Source organism: Agrobacterium pusense (assembly GCF_900102105.1).
GTDB lineage: Bacteria > Pseudomonadota > Alphaproteobacteria > Rhizobiales > Rhizobiaceae > Agrobacterium > Agrobacterium pusense.
Genome location: NZ_FNBB01000008.1, coordinates 61,420 through 81,140 on the forward strand (window position 1 = coordinate 61,420; position 19,721 = coordinate 81,140).

Below are 19,721 nucleotides of genomic sequence, written 5' to 3' on the forward strand. Positions count from 1 at the left end.
CGGAATTTTATTCCGATATTAAGCTTCAAACACACAATTCATCTGTTTTTACAGCATCAGAGAACTGTAGCTGCGTCGTCCTTCAACCCAGTTCCTGCCAGTGGTGGCAACGCGCGAAATGCTCGCCGGAAACGCCTTCCAGAACGGGTTCTACCTCTCCGCATATTGCGGTCGCGTATTTGCAGCGCGTGTGGAATTTGCATCCGTCGGGAGGATTGAGAGGGCTCGGCAGATCACCGTCCAGGAGCATTTCCGGTGCATACAACCCCGTCTCGTCCAGCATCGACGATGCAATGAGGGCCTTGGTGTAGGGATGCTTCGGCGCCCGGAAAAGCTCTTCACGGTCAGCGATTTCAACGACGCGCCCGAGATACATTACCGCGATGCGATCGCACAGATAACGCACCACACGCAGGTCATGGGAAATCATCAGAACCGTCAAACCGTGGCGACGCTTCATGTCCATCAGGAGGTTCAGTATCTGCGTGCGCATGGAGGCGTCGAGTGCCGATGTCGGCTCATCGCAAACGAGGAAACTCGGATTGAGAAGAAGTGCGCGCCCTATGACGACGCGCTGCAGTTGCCCGCCGGAACACTGGCTGGGATAACGATCGTAAAATGAGGCATCAAGACCGACCTCCTCCAGCATCCGGAAAACCCGCGTCGCGCGTTCCTCGCGAGAGCCGATGCCGTGCTGGGCAAGCGGTGCTTCCATGCTTTGCCCGATGCGCATACGGGGATCGAGTGCCGAATAGGGATCCTGAAACACCAGTTGCACGACCCGACGCATCCGCCGAAGCTCTTCGCCCTGGATTTGCAGTATATTATGATTACCGATGCTGACCTCGCCTTTCGTCGCGTTCGTCAGCCGCGTTATCAATCCGGCGACGGTGCTTTTGCCGCAGCCGGATTCGCCGACGAGGCCCAGAACCTCGCCTTCGCCGATCGTCAGCGACACGTCGTCAACGGATTTCACCACCCGGTGACCAAAGCCTGATATGGGGTAATATTTGCAAAGATTTTTGGCAATCACATAGGGTCGGCTGTCGCTGCCGGCCGATGGCGTGGCCTGTTTCATCGTTGGCGATAACATCGTCACCTCCTTCAGCACATTGCGTGGCCAGCATGATCATGGTTGACCTGCTCGTCACCGACTGCCCAGCACCGGGCCTTGCGTCCTTCCGGCAGGGCATTCAGATTCGGTTCGGCTGCCATGCAGCGGCTGCCCATGCCGGCGGATTTGGCGAGCGCGCAGCGCGGGTGAAACCGGCAGCCGCAGGACATGTCGTGGGCCTGCGAACTGGAGCCGGGGATTGTCAGCAACTGCCCCTCGCCGTCAGTGGTCAGAAGCGAGCAGCTGATGAGCGCCTTGGTATAGGGATGCTGCGGCGCCTTGAGGATCGCCTGGGTGGGCCCTTCCTCCACGATGCGGCCGGCATACATGACCGCGATCCGGTCCGCGAATGCGGCGACAACCGAAAGATCATGGGTGATGAGCAGCGTGGCCAGCCGGCGCTTGCGGCGCTCGTCATCGAGCAGGCGCAATATCTGTGCCTGAACGGTGACATCGAGCGCTGTCGTCGGCTCGTCGGCGATCAGCAGTTGCGGATTGCCCGAGAGTGCTGCGGCGATCATGACACGTTGCGCCATGCCGCCGGAAAGTTCGTGCGCGAAGCATTGCGCCCGTGCAGACGGATCGGGAATACCGACATCGGACAGAAGGCCGACGACCCGATTGAGAGCGGCGTGCCGGCTCATCTTGCGATGGACCCATAGCGGTTCGGCAACCTGCGTCCTCACCCGGCTGGTGGGATCCAGCATGGCCTGTGGCTGCTGAAACAGCATGCCGATATCTGCGCCGCGCAACGCGTCGAGTTCGGCGGATGACAGGGCGAGAATATCACGCCCGGCAAAGGAAATTCGGCCGGAGTTGATTTCCGCACCCTGTGGCAGGAGCCGCATCAGCGATAGCGCCGTCATGCTCTTGCCGGATCCGGACTCGCCGACGAGAGCGACAACTTCCCCGGCATTGACGGAAAGCGTCAGCCCGGAGATGACGAATTTCCGGCCATGTTGCGCCGGCACCGAAACGTGCAGGTCCTCAATTTCCAGAAGCGGTGCGCATTCGGAAGACATGGCCGTGCTGGCATGGGTGTGTCCTTCGATATTCATAAGAGTTCCCCTTATTTTTATTGAATCGGAGGCATTTACGGATTTTCATGCGGCTTCAGACGATATTACTCTCCTTCATTGTCCGTGGCGTCATCTATGTTTGACGGCAGTCAAATCGACCATTGCCCCTTCGCGGGCGTCAATGACCGCTCGTTTTCTTGGTTTCAAGGTTGAGGCCATGGCCGATCCAGGTCACGCTGAGCGCCGCCAGGAAAATCGCCAGACCCGGTGCGATAACCAGAACGGGCATGCGTTCGGCGTAGGCCTGCGCATCGGACAGCATCAGCGCCCAGTCGGCGGCCGGCGGCTGTACGCCGAGCCCCAGAAATGACAGTCCGCCCACCGTGATCAGCTTGTGGCCGAACCGCAGGAACGCGACAGCGGCAATGGGCCAGATCGTGTTGGGAATAATATGCCGGAAGATGATGAAGCTCCGCGTACATCCAAGCACCTCTGCCGCGCGGATATATTCACGGGAATTGATCGAAAGCGTCAGTCCCCGTGCCAGCCGTGCGAAAGGCGTCCAGCCAACGATGGTCAGCGAGGCGATCAGTGTGCCGTATCCGGGCCCGAAGATGGCGACGAGGAAAATCGCGATCACGACATCTGGTATGGCTATGAGCAGGTCCACGATGCGCATCAAAATCTGATCGACTATGCCGCGGCTGCGGCCGCTGACGATGCCGATCAAGGCTCCTATCACGACCGAGAGAATGACGGTGATCGCGGCGATGGTGACCGTGAAACGGCCGCCTATGAGCAGACGGCTGAGCACATCACGCCCCAGATGGTCCGTTCCGAGCCAATGGGCGGCGCTCGGCGCGTTCAGCCGCAGGCGAAGGTTCTGCTGCGCCGGATTATAAGGCGAAATCCACGGCGCAATGATGAGCAGCAGGATGATGGCGAGAAAGATCGCCGATCCCGCATAGAAGGTCCAGTGCCGCCGGCGAATGAAATCCGTGAACCGGTTGAGTGTCGAGGGGCGTCTGGGCGCGGTCATCGTCATGGCGGCAGCCTGTGGAAAGTGACTAATGGTCATGGCGACCTCGCATTGCCGGATTGATCAGGACATAGAAGCTGTCGGCCAGGGTATTGATCAGGATGGAAAGCGCGACGATGCAGATGAAGCCGCCCTGCAGCATCGGGATGTCGCGGTTGACCACCGCATCGTAGAGAAGCCGACCCATTCCGGGGATGGCGAAGATCACCTCCACCACCACCGATCCGCCCAGCAGCCCCGCAAGCCACAGGGCAAAAAACGTGACTACCGGAAGCGAGCCGTTGCGGATGCCGTGCCGCATGACCGTGCCATGCATGCCCAGCCCGCGGCTGCGCGCCGCCGTGATATAAGGGGCGCGTAAAACTTCGGCCATCGCCGCGCGCGTCACCTGCGTGAAATAGGCGAGCGGTCGCAGGGTCAGCGTCAGCGCAGGAAGGACCAGCGAACGCCAGCTGTCCCATCCCGCGGAGGGCAGCCAGCCAAGATAGAGGGCAAAGACGAGCGCAGACATGGGCGCGAACCAGTATTCGGGCGTGGCGACGAAGGTCTGGATCATCAGCGTCGCGAAATTGTCCAGCCGTCCGCCGGGACGCATTGCGGCCAGCGTGCCGAGCGGCAGGGCAACGGCCACCGCTATTGCCAGCGCCGTCAGCGCCAGTGTCACCGACACGCCGAGGGAACGCAAAAGCTCACCGGCGACGGGTTGGCTGCTGGTGAAGGAGAAGCCAAGGTCACCGCGTAACGCGTTCGACAGCCAGGCGAAATATTGCACATAGAGCGGACGGTCGAGCCCGAGGCTGGTTCTCAGCGCTTCAACGGCGTGTGGATCAAGCGCCGTATCGCGCATGCGCGAAAACAGGATGGTACGGGCCGGATCGCCACCGGCCATATAGGGCAAAAGAAACGCGATGACGGAGACGATCGCCAACATCAGGCACAGGATAAGGAACCGCTGTAATATCTGTATCCACATGGCTGATCTCCTTCACCGCATTGGCATTTTTACCGCAATCGACGACGTCCACGATTGGAACGGCCGCTCATTTCGCAAGGCGCTGTAGTTCCGCTACCGGGCCGGACGTGCCCTTCAACATGCCCGACCGTTTCGGCACCACCGCCGCCGGGATGAAATCGGGATCTTCCGATTGTGCCAGATCCTGAATGATCGGACACTCCGGCTCGCCATTATCCGGGCAATAGGTCGCCAGATGGCGGAGCGTATCGGCCATGTCGCGAAGCGTTTGCATCTTGGCTTCGAGATCGACGACGTGTTCCATGACGATGCGTTTGACGTCGCAGGAGGCGCCGCCGGGATCACGCCACAAGGTCATGAGCTGCCTTATCTTTTCGATTGAAAAACCGAGGTCGCGGCCGCGCCTTATAAAGCGCAGTGTTTCCAGATCATTGGCCGTATAGACCCGGTAGCCGGAATCGGTGCGGGTCGCCGATTTGATCAGGCCGATCGTCTCGTAATGTCTGATCATCTTTGCAGAAACGCCGGATGCGGTAGCGGCTGTGCCGATGTTCATGGATCCTGCTCCTATCTTTCCGGGGTGGACAACAGATCTGCATCACTGTCGGAGAGCGCGTCAGCGCCATTCAGCCAGCCGATCGCCACGTCGCTTAATGGTATGGCTCGGCATGCAAGCGTCAGGCCATCTGCTTTCTCTTCCTCAGTCAGCGAAAAAGGCGTGTGCTTGAGAAGGTCGACCTCACCGGAGATCAGCCTCGACTTGCAGGCCCCACAGCGGCCCATGCGACAGCCGTGCGGGTAAGCGATGCCTGCTGCCAGGGCGGCCTGAAGGACAGTCTCGCCCTCCGCCACCGCGATGCTGCGATCAATCTGCGGCAAGTGGATGGACCGGGGGAGCGCCATTGTGTCCCCTCCTATTCCGCTGCTGCGAGCTGCAAGCCCGCGGGTCTGTCCGTGAGCGGCGCACGGAAGCTTTTCAGGCGCAGCGCGTTCGTCAGGACGAAGACGCTGGAAAGTGCCATTGCGCCGGCAGCAAGGACGGGTGACAGCAACACGCCGTTGACAGGATACAATATTCCGGCCGCCACGGGAACGAGCGCGGCGTTGTAAGCGAAGGCCCAGAACAGGTTCTGGCCGATATTGCGGATCGTGGCCTTGGACAGGGCGATGGCATTGGCCACACCGCGCAGATCGCCCGACATCAGCACCACATCGGCGCTCTCAATCGCGACATCCGTGCCCGTTCCGATGGCGAGGCCGACATCGGCTGCCGCAAGCGCCGGTGCATCGTTGATGCCATCGCCTACGAAGGCGACCCGGCGCCCACCGGTGGCAAGCCTTTTGACGGCTTCCACCTTGCCGTCCGGCAGCACTTCCGCCACCACCTCGTCAATGCCGAGGCGACGGGCGATGGCCTCTGCGGTGCGGCGATTGTCACCCGTGATCATCGTGACCTTGAGGCCGAGCGCATGCAGCGCCGCGATCGCCTCCGGGGTCGTCTGCTTCACCGGATCGGCCACTGCGATAATCGCGGCCAGCCTGCCGTCGACTGCAGCATAAAGCGGCGACTGCCCTTCCCTGCCCAGCCGGTCTGCTTCATGCGCAAACATCGCAGTATCGTAACCGAGCTTCGCCATGAACCGGTCCGCGCCCGCTTCAACCCTGCGCCCTTCAACCACCGCCGCCACGCCAAAACCCGGCGTTGCCTCGAAACCTTCCGCATCGGCAAGCGCCAGGCCGCCATGTTTCGCGGCTTCGACGATCGCCTCCGCAATCGGGTGTTCGGATCGGCTTTCGAGGGATGCCACAAGGCGCAGCACCTCATCGGCACCGAAGCCCTCGGTCGTTGTAAAATGCACCAGTTTCGGCCTGCCGAGCGTCAACGTGCCGGTCTTGTCGACGGCGATCACCTCGGCATCGCGGAGCGTCTGCAACGCATCGCCGCGCCGGAACAGCACGCCCATCTCGGCGGCGCGGCCAGTGCCGACCATGATCGAGGTAGGCGTGGCAAGGCCCATGGCACAGGGACAGGCGATGATGAGAACCGCAACCGCATTGACGAGCGCGAAGGTCAGAGCCGGATCCGGGCCGAAGAAGAACCACACGAGGAAGGTGGCGGCTGCGGCCAGCATCACCGCCGGCACGAACCAGTTGGTGACCTTGTCGACCAGCGCCTGAATGGGCAGCTTGTCGGCCTGTGCTTCCTCGACCATGCGGATGATCTGGGCGATCAGCGTATCGGCACCCACCTTGGTGGCGCGGAAGGTGAAAGAGCCGTTGCGGTTCACCGTACCGCCCACGACCTCGGAACCCGCCGTTTTCGTAACCGGAACGGGTTCGCCGGTTATCATTGATTCATCGACATAGGACGAGCCACTGAGGATCACGCCATCGACCGGCACTTTCTCGCCAGGACGGACAATGATCACATCACCGGCGCGCACATCCTGCAACGGCACATCCACGGTTTCGCCGTCGCGTAACACCCGCGCCGACTTGGCCTGCAACCCGAGCAATCGCTTTATCGCCTCGCTGGTGCGGCCTTTGGCGCGCGCTTCAAGGAACCGGCCAAGGAGGATGAGCGTGACGATGACAGCAGCGGCCTCGTAATAGACATTCGCCGTGCCGCGCGGCAATATTTCGGGCAGGAAGGTTGCGACAACCGAAAATCCCCAGGCGGCGGCGGTGCCCAACACGACAAGCGAGTTCATATCCGGCGCGAGCCGCAGAAGTGCGGGTACGCCTTTTTTGAAGAAACGCAGACCCGGTCCAAAGAGTACCAGCGTCGTCAGAACGAATTGCAGATACCAGCTTTCCCGCATGCCGACCGTTTCCATCACGATGTCGTGGATCGCGGGGACAAGATGCGAGCCCATTTCAAGAACGAAGACTGGCAGGGTCAAAGCAGCGGCCACGACCAGGTTGATTTTCAGGCTGCGCAACTCCACGGCGCGTCGGTCCTGCTCCACTTCGCCGGCCCTGTCGGCGACGATTTCCTTCGCCGTGTAACCCGCCCGTCTGATCGCCTCCCCCAAGGTGGCGGTAGAAGCGGCATTGCCGGCGACGCGGATGGTGGCGCGCTCGGTCGTCAGGTTGACGCTCGCTTCCGAAACACCGGAAACAGCCTTCAGGGCCTTTTCAACACGGCCCACACAGGAGGCGCATGTCATGCCCTGAATATCAAGCTCTATGGTTCTTTCTTCGACCCCATAGCCGGCATTCCGCACCGCCGCGATCACGGCCGGCACGTCGGGCGATCCGGAAAAAGAGATGTCAGCGCGTTCCGTCGCAAGATTGACCGAAGCCTTGAGAACCCCGGGTACCCTGGCGATCGCCTTTTCAACGCGGCCGACGCAGGAGGCGCATGTCATGCCATCGATCGCAATCTGATGGCTCGCCCGGATCTCCATTTGTGACATGCGTATGACCCCTCTTTTCTCATTTAAAAAAAAGATAGGGCTTCCCATCGTGGCAAGGTCAATAGGTTCTTTCGGGTGATTTCAACGGAAAAATGCCGCCTGCGTGATCAAGCACACTTTTAAGGCAATCCTGCGGATCTCAGCGCCAACCATGCCGAAAACCTGGAAAATTCGGCATAAAATCCTCCCAGACGCCGGGAAACCGCAGGGAAGCAAAAAAGAAAATTTAATCGGGGTTATGGTGCGGACGGCGGGACTTGAACCCGCAAGACCAATGGTCGGCAGATTTTAAGTCTGCTGCGTCTACCGATTTCGCCACGTCCGCATTGCGGCGCCATGAACCGTTTGGGGTCAAGTCGCTGCAAAAATGCTGTCATCGTTCAGGTGGCCGGCGCAAAGGCCGACCTTAAACACGACCGCGCCTCATCTACACAGTCCGGGCCGTTTCGGTCAACGGGGCCTCAGCCACACCAGGACTGATTTTTTCCCGAGAGCGGATGGGCCAGACCTTCGCGCACGAGCTGATCGGCGAAGGAGACGCCTGAACGCGAAAGGCGTGTCCGTTCCGTAGCTTGCCCGCCCGCAGCACCGGTAGATGCGACATCGAAGGCGCCGGCGTTCAGCATTTCGCGAAGCCTGACTTTCGCAATGAAACCGCGCTGGCGTTCTTCCATGCAGCGCGCCCGGTCGATCTGCGGAACCTCGATGCCGGCGAGCTGCATTTTGACGCCCTTCATCCAGAAGGTGTTGCCATCGGCCACACAATTGTTGAGGCCGGAGCGGCCGCAAAAGGCAAAAGTTCCGCTTTTTTCGCCGAGCGAGACCTTTTCGACTGACGGGCGGGTTTCCGGCAGGATAGCTGCGACCTTGTTCTGAGAGGCCGTAGGCGGCATGGCGATGGGGCGTGGCGGAACCGGTGCGTTGCCGGGCAGGACGGGGGCAGCAGGGCGCATGGCCGCGACTTTCTCGGAGGTAACCGCCTCGCGCTTGGCCGCCGTCGTGACTTTAGGAGCGTTGGCTGCCGAAGACGTCGCCTTTGCAACAGCCCGCTGCGGCAAAAGACTATCGCGATGTTCGTAGGCCTGAATGCCGCCGGCAACCACACCCAGCATCAGCACCCAGGGCCAAACGCTACCGCCACTCGATTTCTTCGCCGTGCGGCGTCGCGCTGTCGATTTTCGGTTGCTCACGGTCGGACTCCTTTTTACGGAGCCGCATTATCGGCCAAAGGGGTTTCTGAAAGGTTGGCGTCCCGAAACAGCTGTGGAAAAGGTTTAGCGAACCTGATCCAGCAGGCGCTTGCATTCGAGCAGATCAAACAGGGCCTCCTGCAAAAGCGCCTGGTCATCCTTGCCAATGCCGGACTTGCCCACCGATATTTCAGCGTCGCTGCCGCCACCGCCAAAACCGAAAAACCGGCCGCTTGGCTTCGCCTTCGGACGGCCGACGACCTCATCGCCATCGGTATCGATAACCCGCGGCTCGTTGACTTCCTTTTCGCCGCTCGCCGCCATGATGGCTTCCATGGTCGCGAGATCACCGGAGGCAATGGCAGCCACGAAGCGGTTGCCATTGGCTTTCAGCAGCTTCTGCACGCCCTTGATAGTGTAGCCATGGTCATAAAGAAGATGGCGTATGCCTTTCAGCAGGTCGATGTCATCAGGGCGGTAATAACGGCGGCCCCCGCCCCGTTTCATCGGCTTGATCTGCGGAAAGCGCGTTTCCCAGAAACGCAGCACATGCTGCGGCAGGTTCAGCTCATCCGCCACTTCACTGATCGTCCGAAACGCGTCGGGGCTTTTATCCAAATTTCCACTCCCATCCGAACCGGAGCGCCATGCATCCGGCCGGACACTGAACGAGAACGCTTTTCACCCGCCGGCCCGCATATCACGCAAGGTCAGGTCCGACCTTCGCGCCAACACCGGTTGCGGCAGGATACAAATCACTAAAATTGATTATGATGTGAGTCGACCGGATTTCAACGGCTTGCGCGTTGAAATTCAAGCATGTTCACAGGAAGAATGGGAAAAAGGGCTTACGGAGGCGCAAAACCGCGCCATGGCGCTGCTTCGCGCGCAGGCTTACGTACCGGACTTCTGGCCCTTCTGCTTGGCTTTACGAGCGGTATGCGCTTTCAGAATGCGCTGCTTCAATACATTCGAAGCCTTGAAGGTCATGACGCGACGTGGGGAAATCGGAACTTCCTCCCCCGTCTTCGGGTTGCGGCCAATGCGCTCGTTCTTTTCCCTGATCTGAAACGTCGCGAAAGAGGAGAGCTTGACGACTTCGCCGCGGGTGATCGCGTTGCATATTTCGTCGATAATCGTTTCGACCAGCTCAGCGGATTCGGTGCGGGACAGCCCGACTTTACGAAACACAGATTCTGCAAGATCTGCGCGTGTCACTGTCTTCCCGGCCATTTTTCCCCACAAACCGTGTCTGAATTCTTCTCTAGGAGACGCCGAGATTATTTCCCTTGTGGCGGCCGGTCAAGGGACTGTTCCAGATTCATTTGCGGCTTTCGGCAATCGCTGCAAGGGCTTAGAGCAACTGATACGGTTTTGACACAGGCCGAGCCGTCAAGACGCGCCTTATCGGGGCGTGAGCGCGAAAATCACAGCGGATTTCGCTTCACCGCCCCGGCAAACGCTGAAATCGCGCCTTTACCAGCGCAGCAACACCGCACCCCAGGTGAAACCGCCGCCCATGGCCTCCAGCATGACAAGATCGCCCTTCTTGATGCGGCCATCGCCTGCGGCAACGGCAAGCGCCAGCGGAATGGAGGCCGCGGAGGTATTGCCATGCTGATCGACGGTAATGACGACCTTTTCCGGGTCGATGTTGAGCTTTTTCGCCGATCCGTCGATGATGCGCTTGTTGGCCTGATGCGGAACGAGCCAGTCCAGATCGTCTGCCGTGGTGCCCGTGGCTTCGAATGCCTGCTCGATCACGTCGGTGATCATGCCGACGGCGTGTTTGAACACTTCGCGGCCTTCCATGCGCAGATGACCGACCGTGCCCGTTGTTGAGGGCCCGCCATCGACATAGAGCTTTTCCTTGTGCGAACCGTCGGAACGCAGCTGTGCCGTCAGGATACCGCGATCGGCAGAGGTACCCTCGCCTTCCCCAGCTTCCAGAACAAGCGCCCCGGCGCCATCGCCGAAGAGAACGCAGGTGGTGCGGTCCTTCCAGTCAAGAATGCGCGAAAAGGTCTCGGAGCCGATTACGAGAACGCGCTTGGCCATGCCGCCGCGAATATAGAGGTCGGCGGTAGAGACGGCATAGACAAAGCCGGAGCAGACAGCCTGCATGTCGAAGGCGAAGCCGTGGGTCATGCCGAGGCGGTTCTGGATGTTCACTGCCGTCGCGGGGAAGGTGTTATCCGGCGTCGAGGTGGCCAGGATGATGAGATCGATATCGTCGGGCGTCAGACCGGCATTGTCGAGAGCCGCACGCGCCGCCGCTTCGCCGAGAGACGCGGTGGTTTCACCTTCGCCGGCGATGTAGCGCTGCTTGATGCCGGTTCGCTGCACGATCCATTCGTCTGACGTCTCCACGACGCCTTCGATTTCACTGTTGGTCATCACACGCTTCGGCAGCGCTGCCCCGAAACCACGAACTATAGAGCGGATCATTCCGTTATTCCTCGTCAGCCACGAGTGCTTCGGGCGCCGGGGGCGGAAGCCGTCTTGCGTGGTAAATCTTGAGATCGTTTTCTATCTTGGCCGTCAGGCCGTTATGAACCATGTCGTAGCCGACATCGACGGCGGAAGCAAAACCGATGGCATCCGTACCGCCATGGCTCTTGATGACAATGCCGTTCAGGCCGAGAAACACGCCGCCATTGACCTTGCGCGGATCCATCTTTTCACGCAGCACGTCGAAGGCGCTCTTTGCGAGAACATAACCGATCTTGGCGAAGAAGCTGCGGGAGATCGCCTCACGCAGCAACGTGCTGATCTGGCGGGCGGTGCCTTCGGCCGCCTTCAGCGCGATATTGCCGGTGAAACCTTCGGTCACCACGACATCCACCGTGCCCTTGCCGATATCGTCACCCTCAACGAAACCGCGATAATCGATGGTGCCGAGATCTGCCTCGCGGATCAGCCGTCCGGCCTCGCGAACCTCTTCCTGACCCTTCACCTCCTCGACGCCGACATTGAGCAGGCCGACCGTCGGACGGTCGATATCGAAGAGCGCGCGCGCCATGGCGCCGCCCATCAGGGCGAAATCCAGAAGCTGCTGGGAGTCGGCGCCGATCGTCGCGCCTATGTCGAGCACGATGCTTTCGCCCTTCAGTGTCGGCCAGATACCGGCGATTGCCGGGCGCTCCACCCGCGCCATGGTGCGCAGACAGAATTTCGCCATGGCCATCAGCGCACCGGTATTGCCGGCGGAAACGGCGACGTCAGCCTCGCCGAGTTTCACGGCCTCGATGGCGCGCCACATGCTGGAGACGTAGCGGCCGCGGCGCAGCGCCTGGCTGGGCTTCTCGTCCATGCTGACAGAGACTTCACAATCGTGAAAGACCGACTTTTCCCGAAGTGCGGGATATTGTGCCAGAATGGGGTCGCATTTGCTCTTCTGCCCGTAGAGCAGAAAAGTTACATCGTTGTGCCGTTCGAGCGCCTTGGCGGCACCCGGGATGGCAACATCTGGGCCGAAATCGCCGCCCATGACGTCAATTGCAATTCTGATCACTCGTCCCTTATCCTTACTTGCCGCCAATCAAGCGGATTTTGCGCGAAAATACCTTTTCCGGCCTTCGTTACAATAAAATTATTTCAGCCCGGCTGGGCCATTCAGTCTTTTTTCCAATCTTTCAGCACGGCAAAGGGCGATGGCCGCTTCTCTTCTTCAGGTTCTTTTTCGGCCGTTTCGGGGAACGCCGCATCCGGTTTGCGCGGATAGGGATCGATGGCAAGGGCGGCAAATTCGGCAACGACAGCGCCGACATCGATGCTGTCGCCGGTGAACTGATCGGGAATGTCGGGACCATCGGGATCGAGCACGATCTCGCCGTCTTCGTTCGTGACCATCCGCGCCAGTTTCGAACCTTCCGGCACGAAAATCTGCTCGACAGTCTCGTCGATCTTGCTCGACACCGGCTCCAGCGTCACGACGCAGGACTGGGTCACGGCCGCATGCACCTCGCCTTTTACCTTCACGCCATCCTTCTTCCAGCGGGATACCTGCAGCTCTGCCTTCAGATATTCGACGGAAACCACGTCCCAGAATTTCGCCAGCGCCTTGAGTTCTTCGGCATCGGCTTCGAGACCAATCCTGACGGGATTGGCGGAAATATGGCCTACCTTCACGGGATAGGAGAAAGGCAGGTCGTCATTTGCGGCGTGTCGCGCGTTCATGTGAACCTCATCGTCCAGGCAAGGGCAGCGTCAGGCTTCCGGCTGCAATTGTTTCTTCGGAACAGGCGGCAAGGATGGAAGAAGCCTTCATCATCCAGCCCGCCAGCCCATCCAGCGCCGGCGCGTTCTCGTCTGCCTGCGGATATATATTGCGCCGGAGCGCTGCGGCAAGGGCCGCAAGGTCGGACGTATCCAGCGCCGCCGCGTAGGATTCGAGACGGCCATAAAACATGCCGGCGAATTTCTTCATGCGTTTTGGCACGCCCTGATCGCCAATGCCAAGCTCACGGATGGAGTGATCAAGGTCCTGAAAGAAGGCGTCGACAATCTCCTGGGCAATCTCCTGCCCGCTGACACCGGAGGATTTGGTGCGGCGGAAATAGAGAATCATCATGACTGACAGCATCTCGAAACGGCCCATTACAGTGTCCGGTACCCCGAGATCGAGATAAAATTCGGGTGTGCGGGCTGCTGCCGTCAAGGTCGCATATTGCCTGTCAACTATGGCGCGATTGTTGTTTTTCTTCTTGAACAGCCCGAATATCATCGTTTTTTTTCCGAACGGGACGGGTGAATGCGCTTACCGCCCATCGCACTTGTTGCATGATCGTCAAAGCTGGTTTACCGAAGCATCCACGAATTGCAATGCTGTCGCGGTCACGTTCGTCTTTGCGCTGAAACAGTCGAAGAGAACCGGAGGAGTTCCAAAAGGCCGGGAAAGCATTGAATTTGGGGGGTGATCGGGATTTTCCGTCCCCGGATTGACACAATCATGTGCACAGACACTGTGCACCACGCAATGCCGGAAGGTGCCATTCATGATCGCAGTCGGGGAAAAGCAGTTGAGCAAGCAGAAATCCGCAAGTCACGGCAAAATTCTGAGCAAGACCGCCATCGCAATCGTGCTCGCATCCGGCCTGCTTTCCGCCTGCACCAGCACGACAGATGTATTCCATAACGGCTATGTCATGGACGAGCAGTCGCTCCAGCTGATCCCGGAAGGCTCGAGCCGTGAGCAGGTTCTCCTGACCATGGGCACGCCCTCCACGACCGCGACCTTCGGCAATGAAGTGTTCTATTACATCTCGCAGAAGCGTGTGCGCCGCGCCGCCTTCATGAAGCCGTCGCTGGTCGAACAGAACATTCTCGCCATTTATTTCAACAAGGACGGCGTCATCGAGCGCAAGGCCAACTACACGCTGCAGGACGGCAAGGTCTTCGACACGATTTCGCGCACCACGCCGACAGGCGGCAAGGACCTCACCTTCCTGCAGCAGCTGCTTTCCGGCGGCACCTCGGGCGCCAATATCGCCAAGAGCATTCTCGGCCAGGGCGGCAATACGCCCTGACCTCAGCAGGAACGGAAAATTCAAAGGCCCGGGGATCGCTCCCCGGGCCTTTTCAATTTGTCGAAACGGTAGCCTTCAGTGGGCGAGAACCGCCAGCAGCAGCAGCGCCACGATATTGGTAATCTTGATGGCCGGGTTGACCGCCGGACCCGCGGTATCCTTATAGGGATCGCCTACGGTATCACCCGTCACCGATGCCTTGTGCGCCTCCGAACCCTTGACGTGGCGCACGCCATCCTTGTCGACGAAACCGTCTTCGAAGCTTTTCTTGGCGTTATCCCACGCACCACCACCAGACGTCATGGAAATCGCCACGAAGAGGCCATTGATGATGACACCGAGCAGTGATGCGCCGAGTGCGGCAAAGGCCGAGGCCTTGGAACCGGAAATCAGCAGCACACCGAAATAGACGACGAGAGGCGCCAGAACCGGCAGAAGCGACGGGATGACCATTTCCCTGATCGCCGCCCTGGTGAGCAGGTCCACAGCCTTGCCGTAGTCAGGCTTTTCCGTGCCGGCCATGATGCCGGGTTTTTCGCGGAACTGGCGACGGACTTCCTCAACGATGGCGCCTGCCGCCTTGCCCACCGCCGTCATGGCAATGCCGCCAAAGAGATAAGGAATGAGGCCGCCGAACAGCAGGCCGGCAACCACGTAAGGGTTGGCGAGGCTGAAGGAAATCTCGCCTATATCCTTGAAGTAGGGATAGGTGTCGCCGTTGGCTGCGAAATAGGAAAGGTCGTTGGCATAGGCGGCAAACAGAACCAGCGCGCCGAGACCGGCTGAGCCGATGGCATAACCCTTGGTCACGGCTTTCGTGGTATTGCCGACGGCATCCAGCGCGTCTGTCGCCTTGCGAACGTCTGGATCAAGACCAGCCATTTCAGCAATGCCGCCGGCATTGTCCGTGACCGGGCCGAAAGCGTCGAGCGCGACGATCATGCCGGCGAGACCAAGCATGGCGGTAACGGCAATACCGGTGCCGAACAGGCCACCGAGCTGGTAGGTGCCGATGATGCCGCCGACGATGACGATGGCCGGCAACGCGGTCGATTCGAGCGAAACCGCAAGCCCCTGGATGACGTTGGTGCCGTGGCCCGTCACCGAGGCCTGGGCGATGGAATTGACCGGGCGCTTGTTGGTGCCGGTATAATATTCGGTAATGACAACGATCAGCGCCGTCACGACGAGACCGACAAGGCCGCACAGGAAAAGATTGGTGCCGGTGATTTCCGTGCCGGCCACCGTGCCCACCGTCCCCCAGCCGATCGTCGCATAAGTGGCGACGGCAAGACCCGCGACGGAGAAGATGCCGGTGGCGATCAGGCCCTTGTAGAGCGCGCCCATGATGGAATTGTTGGTGCCGAGCTTCACGAAGAAGGTGCCGGCAATCGAGGTCAGGATGCAGGCGCCGCAGATCGCCAGCGGATAGACCATTGCGCTTTCGAGTATCGGCGTTCCCGCAAAGAAGATCGCGGCGAGAACCATGGTGGCCACCACCGAAACGGCATAGGTCTCGAAAAGATCGGCCGCCATGCCGGCGCAGTCACCGACGTTGTCGCCGACATTGTCGGCGATGGTTGCGGGGTTGCGCGGGTCATCCTCAGGAATGCCCGCCTCGACCTTGCCGACGAGATCGCCGCCGACATCGGCGCCCTTTGTGAAGATGCCGCCGCCGAGACGCGCGAAGATGGAGATCAGCGAAGCGCCGAATCCGAGCGACACCAGCGCATCGATCACTTCCCGCGAGCCGGGCGCATGGCTCATCACCGAGGTGAGGATGAAATAATAGATGGATACGCCGAGCAGCGCGAGGCCCGCCACCAGCATGCCGGTAATGGCGCCTGATTTGAACGCGATGTCGAGTCCGGCGGACAGGCTGTGCGACGCGGCCTGCGCCGTACGCAGATTGGCCCTGACGGACACATGCATGCCGACGAACCCGGCAACACCTGAAAGGACAGCGCCGATGATGAAACCGATCGCGGCCATGGATGACAGGAGATACCAGGCCAGAACGGCGACGATCAGGCCGACGATGGCGATGGTGAGATATTGGCGGGTGAGATAAGCTTGCGCACCTTCACGGATATAACCTGCTATTTCACGCATGCGCTCGTTGCCCTGATCGGCATCGAGGACGCTCTTGGTTGCCCATACCGCGTAAACCACGGACAGGACACCGCATAAAATGACTATGGGTATTACGGTCATGCGCACTTACCTCCCAAAAGGCCGGGCCTCACTCCCACCCCGGCGTGGCGAAACCATGTGCAGCGGGACGCGGACGGCCTGTCCGAAGTCCCCTATTGGGCATTTGTTCCCCTCCCAAGGAAAAATGTCCTCGACGGGAGATTGCGTTGGCGCGACGTCTCGCGTCAAGCCCACAAATTTGCCTGAAACTTGAAAGGCGTAGCGCCGACTATGCGACTGAGGCCGCTTTTCTGCGTGCCGTGAAGATGAGCGACAGCACCAGCAGGAGGCAAAGCCCTGAAACGGGCCAGATGACGAGGTTCATAACCGACCAGCCCCATGCCGTGAAGACCTTGCCGGAGGAGAAGGATGACAGGGCAACCGTGCCGAACAGCACGATATCGTGAAATCCCTGCACCTTGTCCGCTTCATGCGGGCGGTAACTTGACGTGATGATGGCGGTCGCGCCGATGAAACCGAAATTCCAGCCAAGCCCGAGCAGAATCAGCGCCGTCCAGAAATTCCACAATTCGATGCCCATGTGGGCGACGATGGCACACGCCATCAGCACGATGAGGCCGGAAGCGACAATCTTTTCCGCGCCGAACCGGGAAATCAGCATCCCGGTGAAGAAACTCGGGCCGAACATGGCAAGGACGTGCCACTGGATGCCGAGCGTAGCGAGTTCGGTCGGGAAACCGCAGCCGACCACCATGGCAAGCGGTGCGCCGGTCATCATGAAGGTCATCAGCGCATAAGAGCCGATGCCGCAGATCATGCCGGTGACAAAACGCTGCGTGCAGACGATTTCAGAAAGCGGCCTTGCCGATTCGACATGGGTGGCGGCCTTGGGATCGGGCAACTTCAAAAACGCCAGAATGGCGATCGAAACGAGCCCCAATGGCACAAGCGCCATGAAAGCGCCGGCAAAGGTGACCGGCGCCAGCAGGTCCTTGCCGAAGATGGCGAGCTGCGGTCCGACAATGGCGGAGATGATACCGCCCGCAAGTATCCAGGAGATAGCCTTGGGTTTGTAGAAGGACGGCGATGCGTCGGCTGCGGCAAATCGGATCTTCTGCGTAAAGCCGCCGGAAATGCCGATCAGCAGCAGGCCGACGGCAAAAAGCCAGAAATCCGACCGGAAGAGCGCGACCGCAGCAACTCCGCCGCCGATCGAGCACATCAGTGCGCCGACCATGAAGCCAGCCTTGCGGCCCAGGAAACGGGATGCGGCCGCCACGCAGATCGCGCCAAGCGCCACACCGATATTAAACCCGGTAAGCGGTGCGGTCGCCAGCGACTTGTCGGCGCCAAGCAGTTGGTACCCTGCGAGCGCGCCGACGGAAAAGCTCATGGGCGCGGCTGATCCCATGATCGCCTGCGCCATGGTGAGGAGGAAGACGTTGCGCTTCGCCTCGTCCAGTTGACCTTCAAGTCCGGGGACGGAAACGGCGCTCATCTCTTCCTCATCTGCTTTTAGTTCAGCGTTTTGCCTCGCCGCGCACCTGCTTGGCAATGCGGTCAAGAACCGCATTCACCAGCTTCGGCTCGTCATGCTCGAAGAAAGCGCGGGCGATTTCAACATATTCCGTGACAATGACGGCGACCGGCACGTCCTTGCGCTCGAGAATCTCGAAAGTTCCTGCACGCAGGATAGCGCGGACGGTGGCATCGAGTCGCGACAGCGGCCAGTCTTCGAGAAGGGCGGAGCGCACCAGCGGGTCGATCTTCGTCTGGTCGCGGACGACGCCCGACACGATCGAACGGAACCACGACGGGTCGGCCTTGAGATAGGTATCGCCATCGACTTCCTGGCCGAGACGATGCGCTTCATATTCAGCGACGACTTCCATAACGCCGGTTCCGCCGACATCCATCTGATAAAGCGCCTGCACGGCCGCAAGGCGGGCTGCGCCGCGCTGATTGGCGGGCTTTACCGAAGGCTGGCGCGGTTCACCGCCATTTTCCACATTAGACATGCGTTCAGCCACCCAGTTTTTTCTTCAACTCGATCATCGTGAGCGCCGCACGGGCAGCGAAACCACCCTTGTCCTTGTCGGAGCGGCGCACGCGCGCCCAGGCCTGCTCGTCGTTCTCGACGGTGAGGATGCCGTTGCCGATCGGCAGCGATTCGCTGACGGCCAGATCCATCAGGGCACGGGAAGATTCGTTGGCGACGATATCGAAGTGATAGGTCTCACCACGAATGACCATGCCGAGTGCGACAAAACCGTCATATTCGGTGCCGTCATTGTCGGCGCCGTCAAGCGCCATGGCGATGGCGGCCGGGATTTCGAGCGCGCCGGGAACGGTGATGACGTCATAGGTGGCGCCGGCTTCATCAAGCGCGAACTTCGCGCCTTCGAGAAGAGCGTCGGCCATATCATCGTAAAAACGTGCTTCCACGATAAGAAGATGGGGTTTGGACATGTGAGGGTTCCTGGGGATTTTCCCGAAAAGCTTGACGCCGGATCACACCGGCATTTGCGGCGGTCAAACCACGGCTGGCCGTTTTTGGCAAGTAATTTCATGTGTCGGCGGCGCAAGCGGCCGCGTTTGCAGGGCATTTGGCCGGGTTTTGCGCTCCCGGCGCGGCTCCCCGTGAATCAGGTTTTCTGGAAAGCGAGATGGACGCCGAGCCCCATCAGCACCGTTCCGGCAGCACGGCGGACAAGCATCTGCGCCGCTCTCGAACGCTTCAAGCGCCCGACCATTGCGCCTGCCAGAAGCACGCCGACGAGATCGGCGGAGGAGAAAATGAAATTGACGGCGATGCCAAGGATCAGGAACTGCAGCCAGACGGGAAAGGCGGCGGCCGGATCGACGAATTGCGGCAGGAAAGCCAGAAAGAACAGCGCTGTCTTCGGGTTGAGTACATCAACGATGATGCTGTCGATGAAGGCGCGGCGTGCCGATTTCGGCTCGATGGTCAGATTGACCGCCTCGCCTTCCATCTTGCTGCGCAACATCGAGAAGCCGAGCCAGACGAGATAAAGCGCGCCACAGAGCTTCACGGCGAGATAGAGCCACGGAACCGCCTGAAACAACACCGAGAGACCGGCCGCAGAGGCGAAGATGTGGACATAGCAGCCGACATGGATGCCGAGCACTGCCATCAACCCGGCAAACCGGCCCCGCGCCATGGTCTGCGCCGCCGCGTAAAGCATGGCCGGACCGGGGATATAGGCGAACAGGGCGGTGGTTAGGAAAAAGGCGGTCAGCAGTTCGAAGGAAGGCATGATGTAT

The 19,721-nt window shown here is 60.1% G+C and carries 19 protein-coding genes, 1 tRNA gene and 1 pseudogene; 1 reads left to right on the plus strand and 20 read right to left on the minus strand.

Going from position 1 to position 19,721, the window contains the following annotated elements; genetic code table 11:
• Positions 1 to 82: 82 nt before the first annotated feature.
• From BLU28_RS17635 to BLU28_RS17705, 15 genes and pseudogenes are all read right to left on the minus strand, one after another.
• On the minus strand, positions 83 to 1,093 hold the full coding sequence (locus BLU28_RS17635; protein ID WP_077987791.1) for an ABC transporter ATP-binding protein: 1,011 nt from the start codon (positions 1,091 to 1,093) through the stop codon (positions 83 to 85).
• An 11-nt stretch (positions 1,094 to 1,104) separates the two neighbouring features.
• Complete coding sequence (locus BLU28_RS17640) at positions 1,105 to 2,172, minus strand: ABC transporter ATP-binding protein (protein WP_045534244.1); 1,068 nt, start codon at positions 2,170 to 2,172, stop codon at positions 1,105 to 1,107.
• A gap of 139 nt (positions 2,173 to 2,311) precedes the next feature.
• Positions 2,312 to 3,211, minus strand: a complete 900-nt coding sequence (locus BLU28_RS17645; protein ID WP_022555995.1) for an ABC transporter permease — start codon at positions 3,209 to 3,211, stop codon at positions 2,312 to 2,314.
• Positions 3,201 to 4,145, minus strand: coding sequence for an ABC transporter permease (locus tag BLU28_RS17650; protein ID WP_004441204.1), 945 nt, complete (start codon positions 4,143 to 4,145; stop codon positions 3,201 to 3,203). The genes BLU28_RS17645 and BLU28_RS17650 overlap by 11 nt, the downstream gene beginning before the upstream one ends.
• Before the next feature lie 67 nt (positions 4,146 to 4,212).
• Positions 4,213 to 4,701 carry a Cu(I)-responsive transcriptional regulator gene (gene cueR, locus BLU28_RS17655; RefSeq protein WP_045534242.1) on the minus strand — a complete coding sequence of 163 codons (489 nt, stop codon included), beginning with the start codon at positions 4,699 to 4,701 and terminating at the stop codon, positions 4,213 to 4,215.
• A 47-nt stretch (positions 4,702 to 4,748) separates the two neighbouring features.
• Positions 4,749 to 5,048 (minus strand): annotated as a pseudogene (locus BLU28_RS17660) (2Fe-2S iron-sulfur cluster-binding protein); the annotation flags it as partial.
• A gap of 11 nt (positions 5,049 to 5,059) precedes the next feature.
• Positions 5,060 to 7,564: a heavy metal translocating P-type ATPase gene (locus BLU28_RS17665; RefSeq protein WP_168247126.1), complete on the minus strand. Its 2,505-nt coding sequence runs from the start codon at positions 7,562 to 7,564 to the stop codon at positions 5,060 to 5,062.
• Between the two features lie 239 nt (positions 7,565 to 7,803).
• A tRNA-Leu gene (locus tag BLU28_RS17670) sits at positions 7,804 to 7,889 on the minus strand.
• Positions 7,890 to 8,025: 136 nt separating this feature from the next.
• Positions 8,026 to 8,754: a thermonuclease family protein gene (locus tag BLU28_RS17675; protein ID WP_004441197.1), complete on the minus strand. Its 729-nt coding sequence runs from the start codon at positions 8,752 to 8,754 to the stop codon at positions 8,026 to 8,028.
• An 84-nt stretch (positions 8,755 to 8,838) separates the two neighbouring features.
• Positions 8,839 to 9,372, minus strand: a complete 534-nt coding sequence (locus BLU28_RS17680; RefSeq protein WP_004441196.1) for a MerR family transcriptional regulator — start codon at positions 9,370 to 9,372, stop codon at positions 8,839 to 8,841.
• A 276-nt stretch (positions 9,373 to 9,648) separates the two neighbouring features.
• The gene (locus BLU28_RS17685; RefSeq protein ID WP_006697942.1) at positions 9,649 to 9,987 is read right to left on the minus strand and encodes an integration host factor subunit alpha; all 339 of its coding nucleotides are present in this window, start codon (positions 9,985 to 9,987) and stop codon (positions 9,649 to 9,651) included.
• Between the two features lie 243 nt (positions 9,988 to 10,230).
• A complete protein-coding gene (locus BLU28_RS17690; protein WP_006697941.1) occupies positions 10,231 to 11,202 on the minus strand; it encodes a beta-ketoacyl-ACP synthase III in 972 nt (323 codons plus the stop codon).
• 4 nt (positions 11,203 to 11,206) lie between these two features.
• Entirely contained in the window at positions 11,207 to 12,268 is a 1,062-nt protein-coding gene (gene plsX / locus BLU28_RS17695) for a phosphate acyltransferase PlsX (RefSeq protein ID WP_004441191.1), read from the minus strand.
• Positions 12,269 to 12,369: 101 nt separating this feature from the next.
• Positions 12,370 to 12,933, minus strand: a complete 564-nt coding sequence (locus tag BLU28_RS17700) for a YceD family protein (protein WP_035207724.1) — start codon at positions 12,931 to 12,933, stop codon at positions 12,370 to 12,372.
• A 7-nt stretch (positions 12,934 to 12,940) separates the two neighbouring features.
• Entirely contained in the window at positions 12,941 to 13,480 is a 540-nt protein-coding gene (locus BLU28_RS17705) for a ubiquinol-cytochrome C chaperone family protein (protein ID WP_077987790.1), read from the minus strand.
• A 271-nt stretch (positions 13,481 to 13,751) separates the two neighbouring features.
• Here BLU28_RS17705 and BLU28_RS17710 point away from each other — a divergent pair, with 271 nt between their 5' ends.
• The gene (locus BLU28_RS17710) at positions 13,752 to 14,282 is read left to right on the plus strand and encodes an outer membrane protein assembly factor BamE (protein WP_035207722.1); all 531 of its coding nucleotides are present in this window, start codon (positions 13,752 to 13,754) and stop codon (positions 14,280 to 14,282) included.
• A gap of 75 nt (positions 14,283 to 14,357) precedes the next feature.
• Here BLU28_RS17710 and BLU28_RS17715 read toward each other — a convergent pair whose 3' ends face one another.
• The 5 genes from BLU28_RS17715 to BLU28_RS17735 form a co-directional block, all read right to left on the minus strand.
• Complete coding sequence (locus BLU28_RS17715) at positions 14,358 to 16,496, minus strand: sodium-translocating pyrophosphatase (protein ID WP_035207720.1); 2,139 nt, start codon at positions 16,494 to 16,496, stop codon at positions 14,358 to 14,360.
• Between the two features lie 208 nt (positions 16,497 to 16,704).
• Positions 16,705 to 17,934: an MFS transporter gene (locus BLU28_RS17720; RefSeq protein ID WP_035207718.1), complete on the minus strand. Its 1,230-nt coding sequence runs from the start codon at positions 17,932 to 17,934 to the stop codon at positions 16,705 to 16,707.
• A 22-nt stretch (positions 17,935 to 17,956) separates the two neighbouring features.
• Positions 17,957 to 18,454 carry a transcription antitermination factor NusB gene (nusB, locus tag BLU28_RS17725; RefSeq protein WP_004441180.1) on the minus strand — a complete coding sequence of 166 codons (498 nt, stop codon included), beginning with the start codon at positions 18,452 to 18,454 and terminating at the stop codon, positions 17,957 to 17,959.
• A gap of 4 nt (positions 18,455 to 18,458) precedes the next feature.
• Positions 18,459 to 18,905 carry a 6,7-dimethyl-8-ribityllumazine synthase gene (gene ribH / locus BLU28_RS17730; protein WP_004441178.1) on the minus strand — a complete coding sequence of 149 codons (447 nt, stop codon included), beginning with the start codon at positions 18,903 to 18,905 and terminating at the stop codon, positions 18,459 to 18,461.
• A 176-nt stretch (positions 18,906 to 19,081) separates the two neighbouring features.
• A complete protein-coding gene (locus BLU28_RS17735; RefSeq protein ID WP_077987789.1) occupies positions 19,082 to 19,714 on the minus strand; it encodes a LysE family translocator in 633 nt (210 codons plus the stop codon).
• Between the last annotated feature and the right edge of the window lie 7 nt (positions 19,715 to 19,721).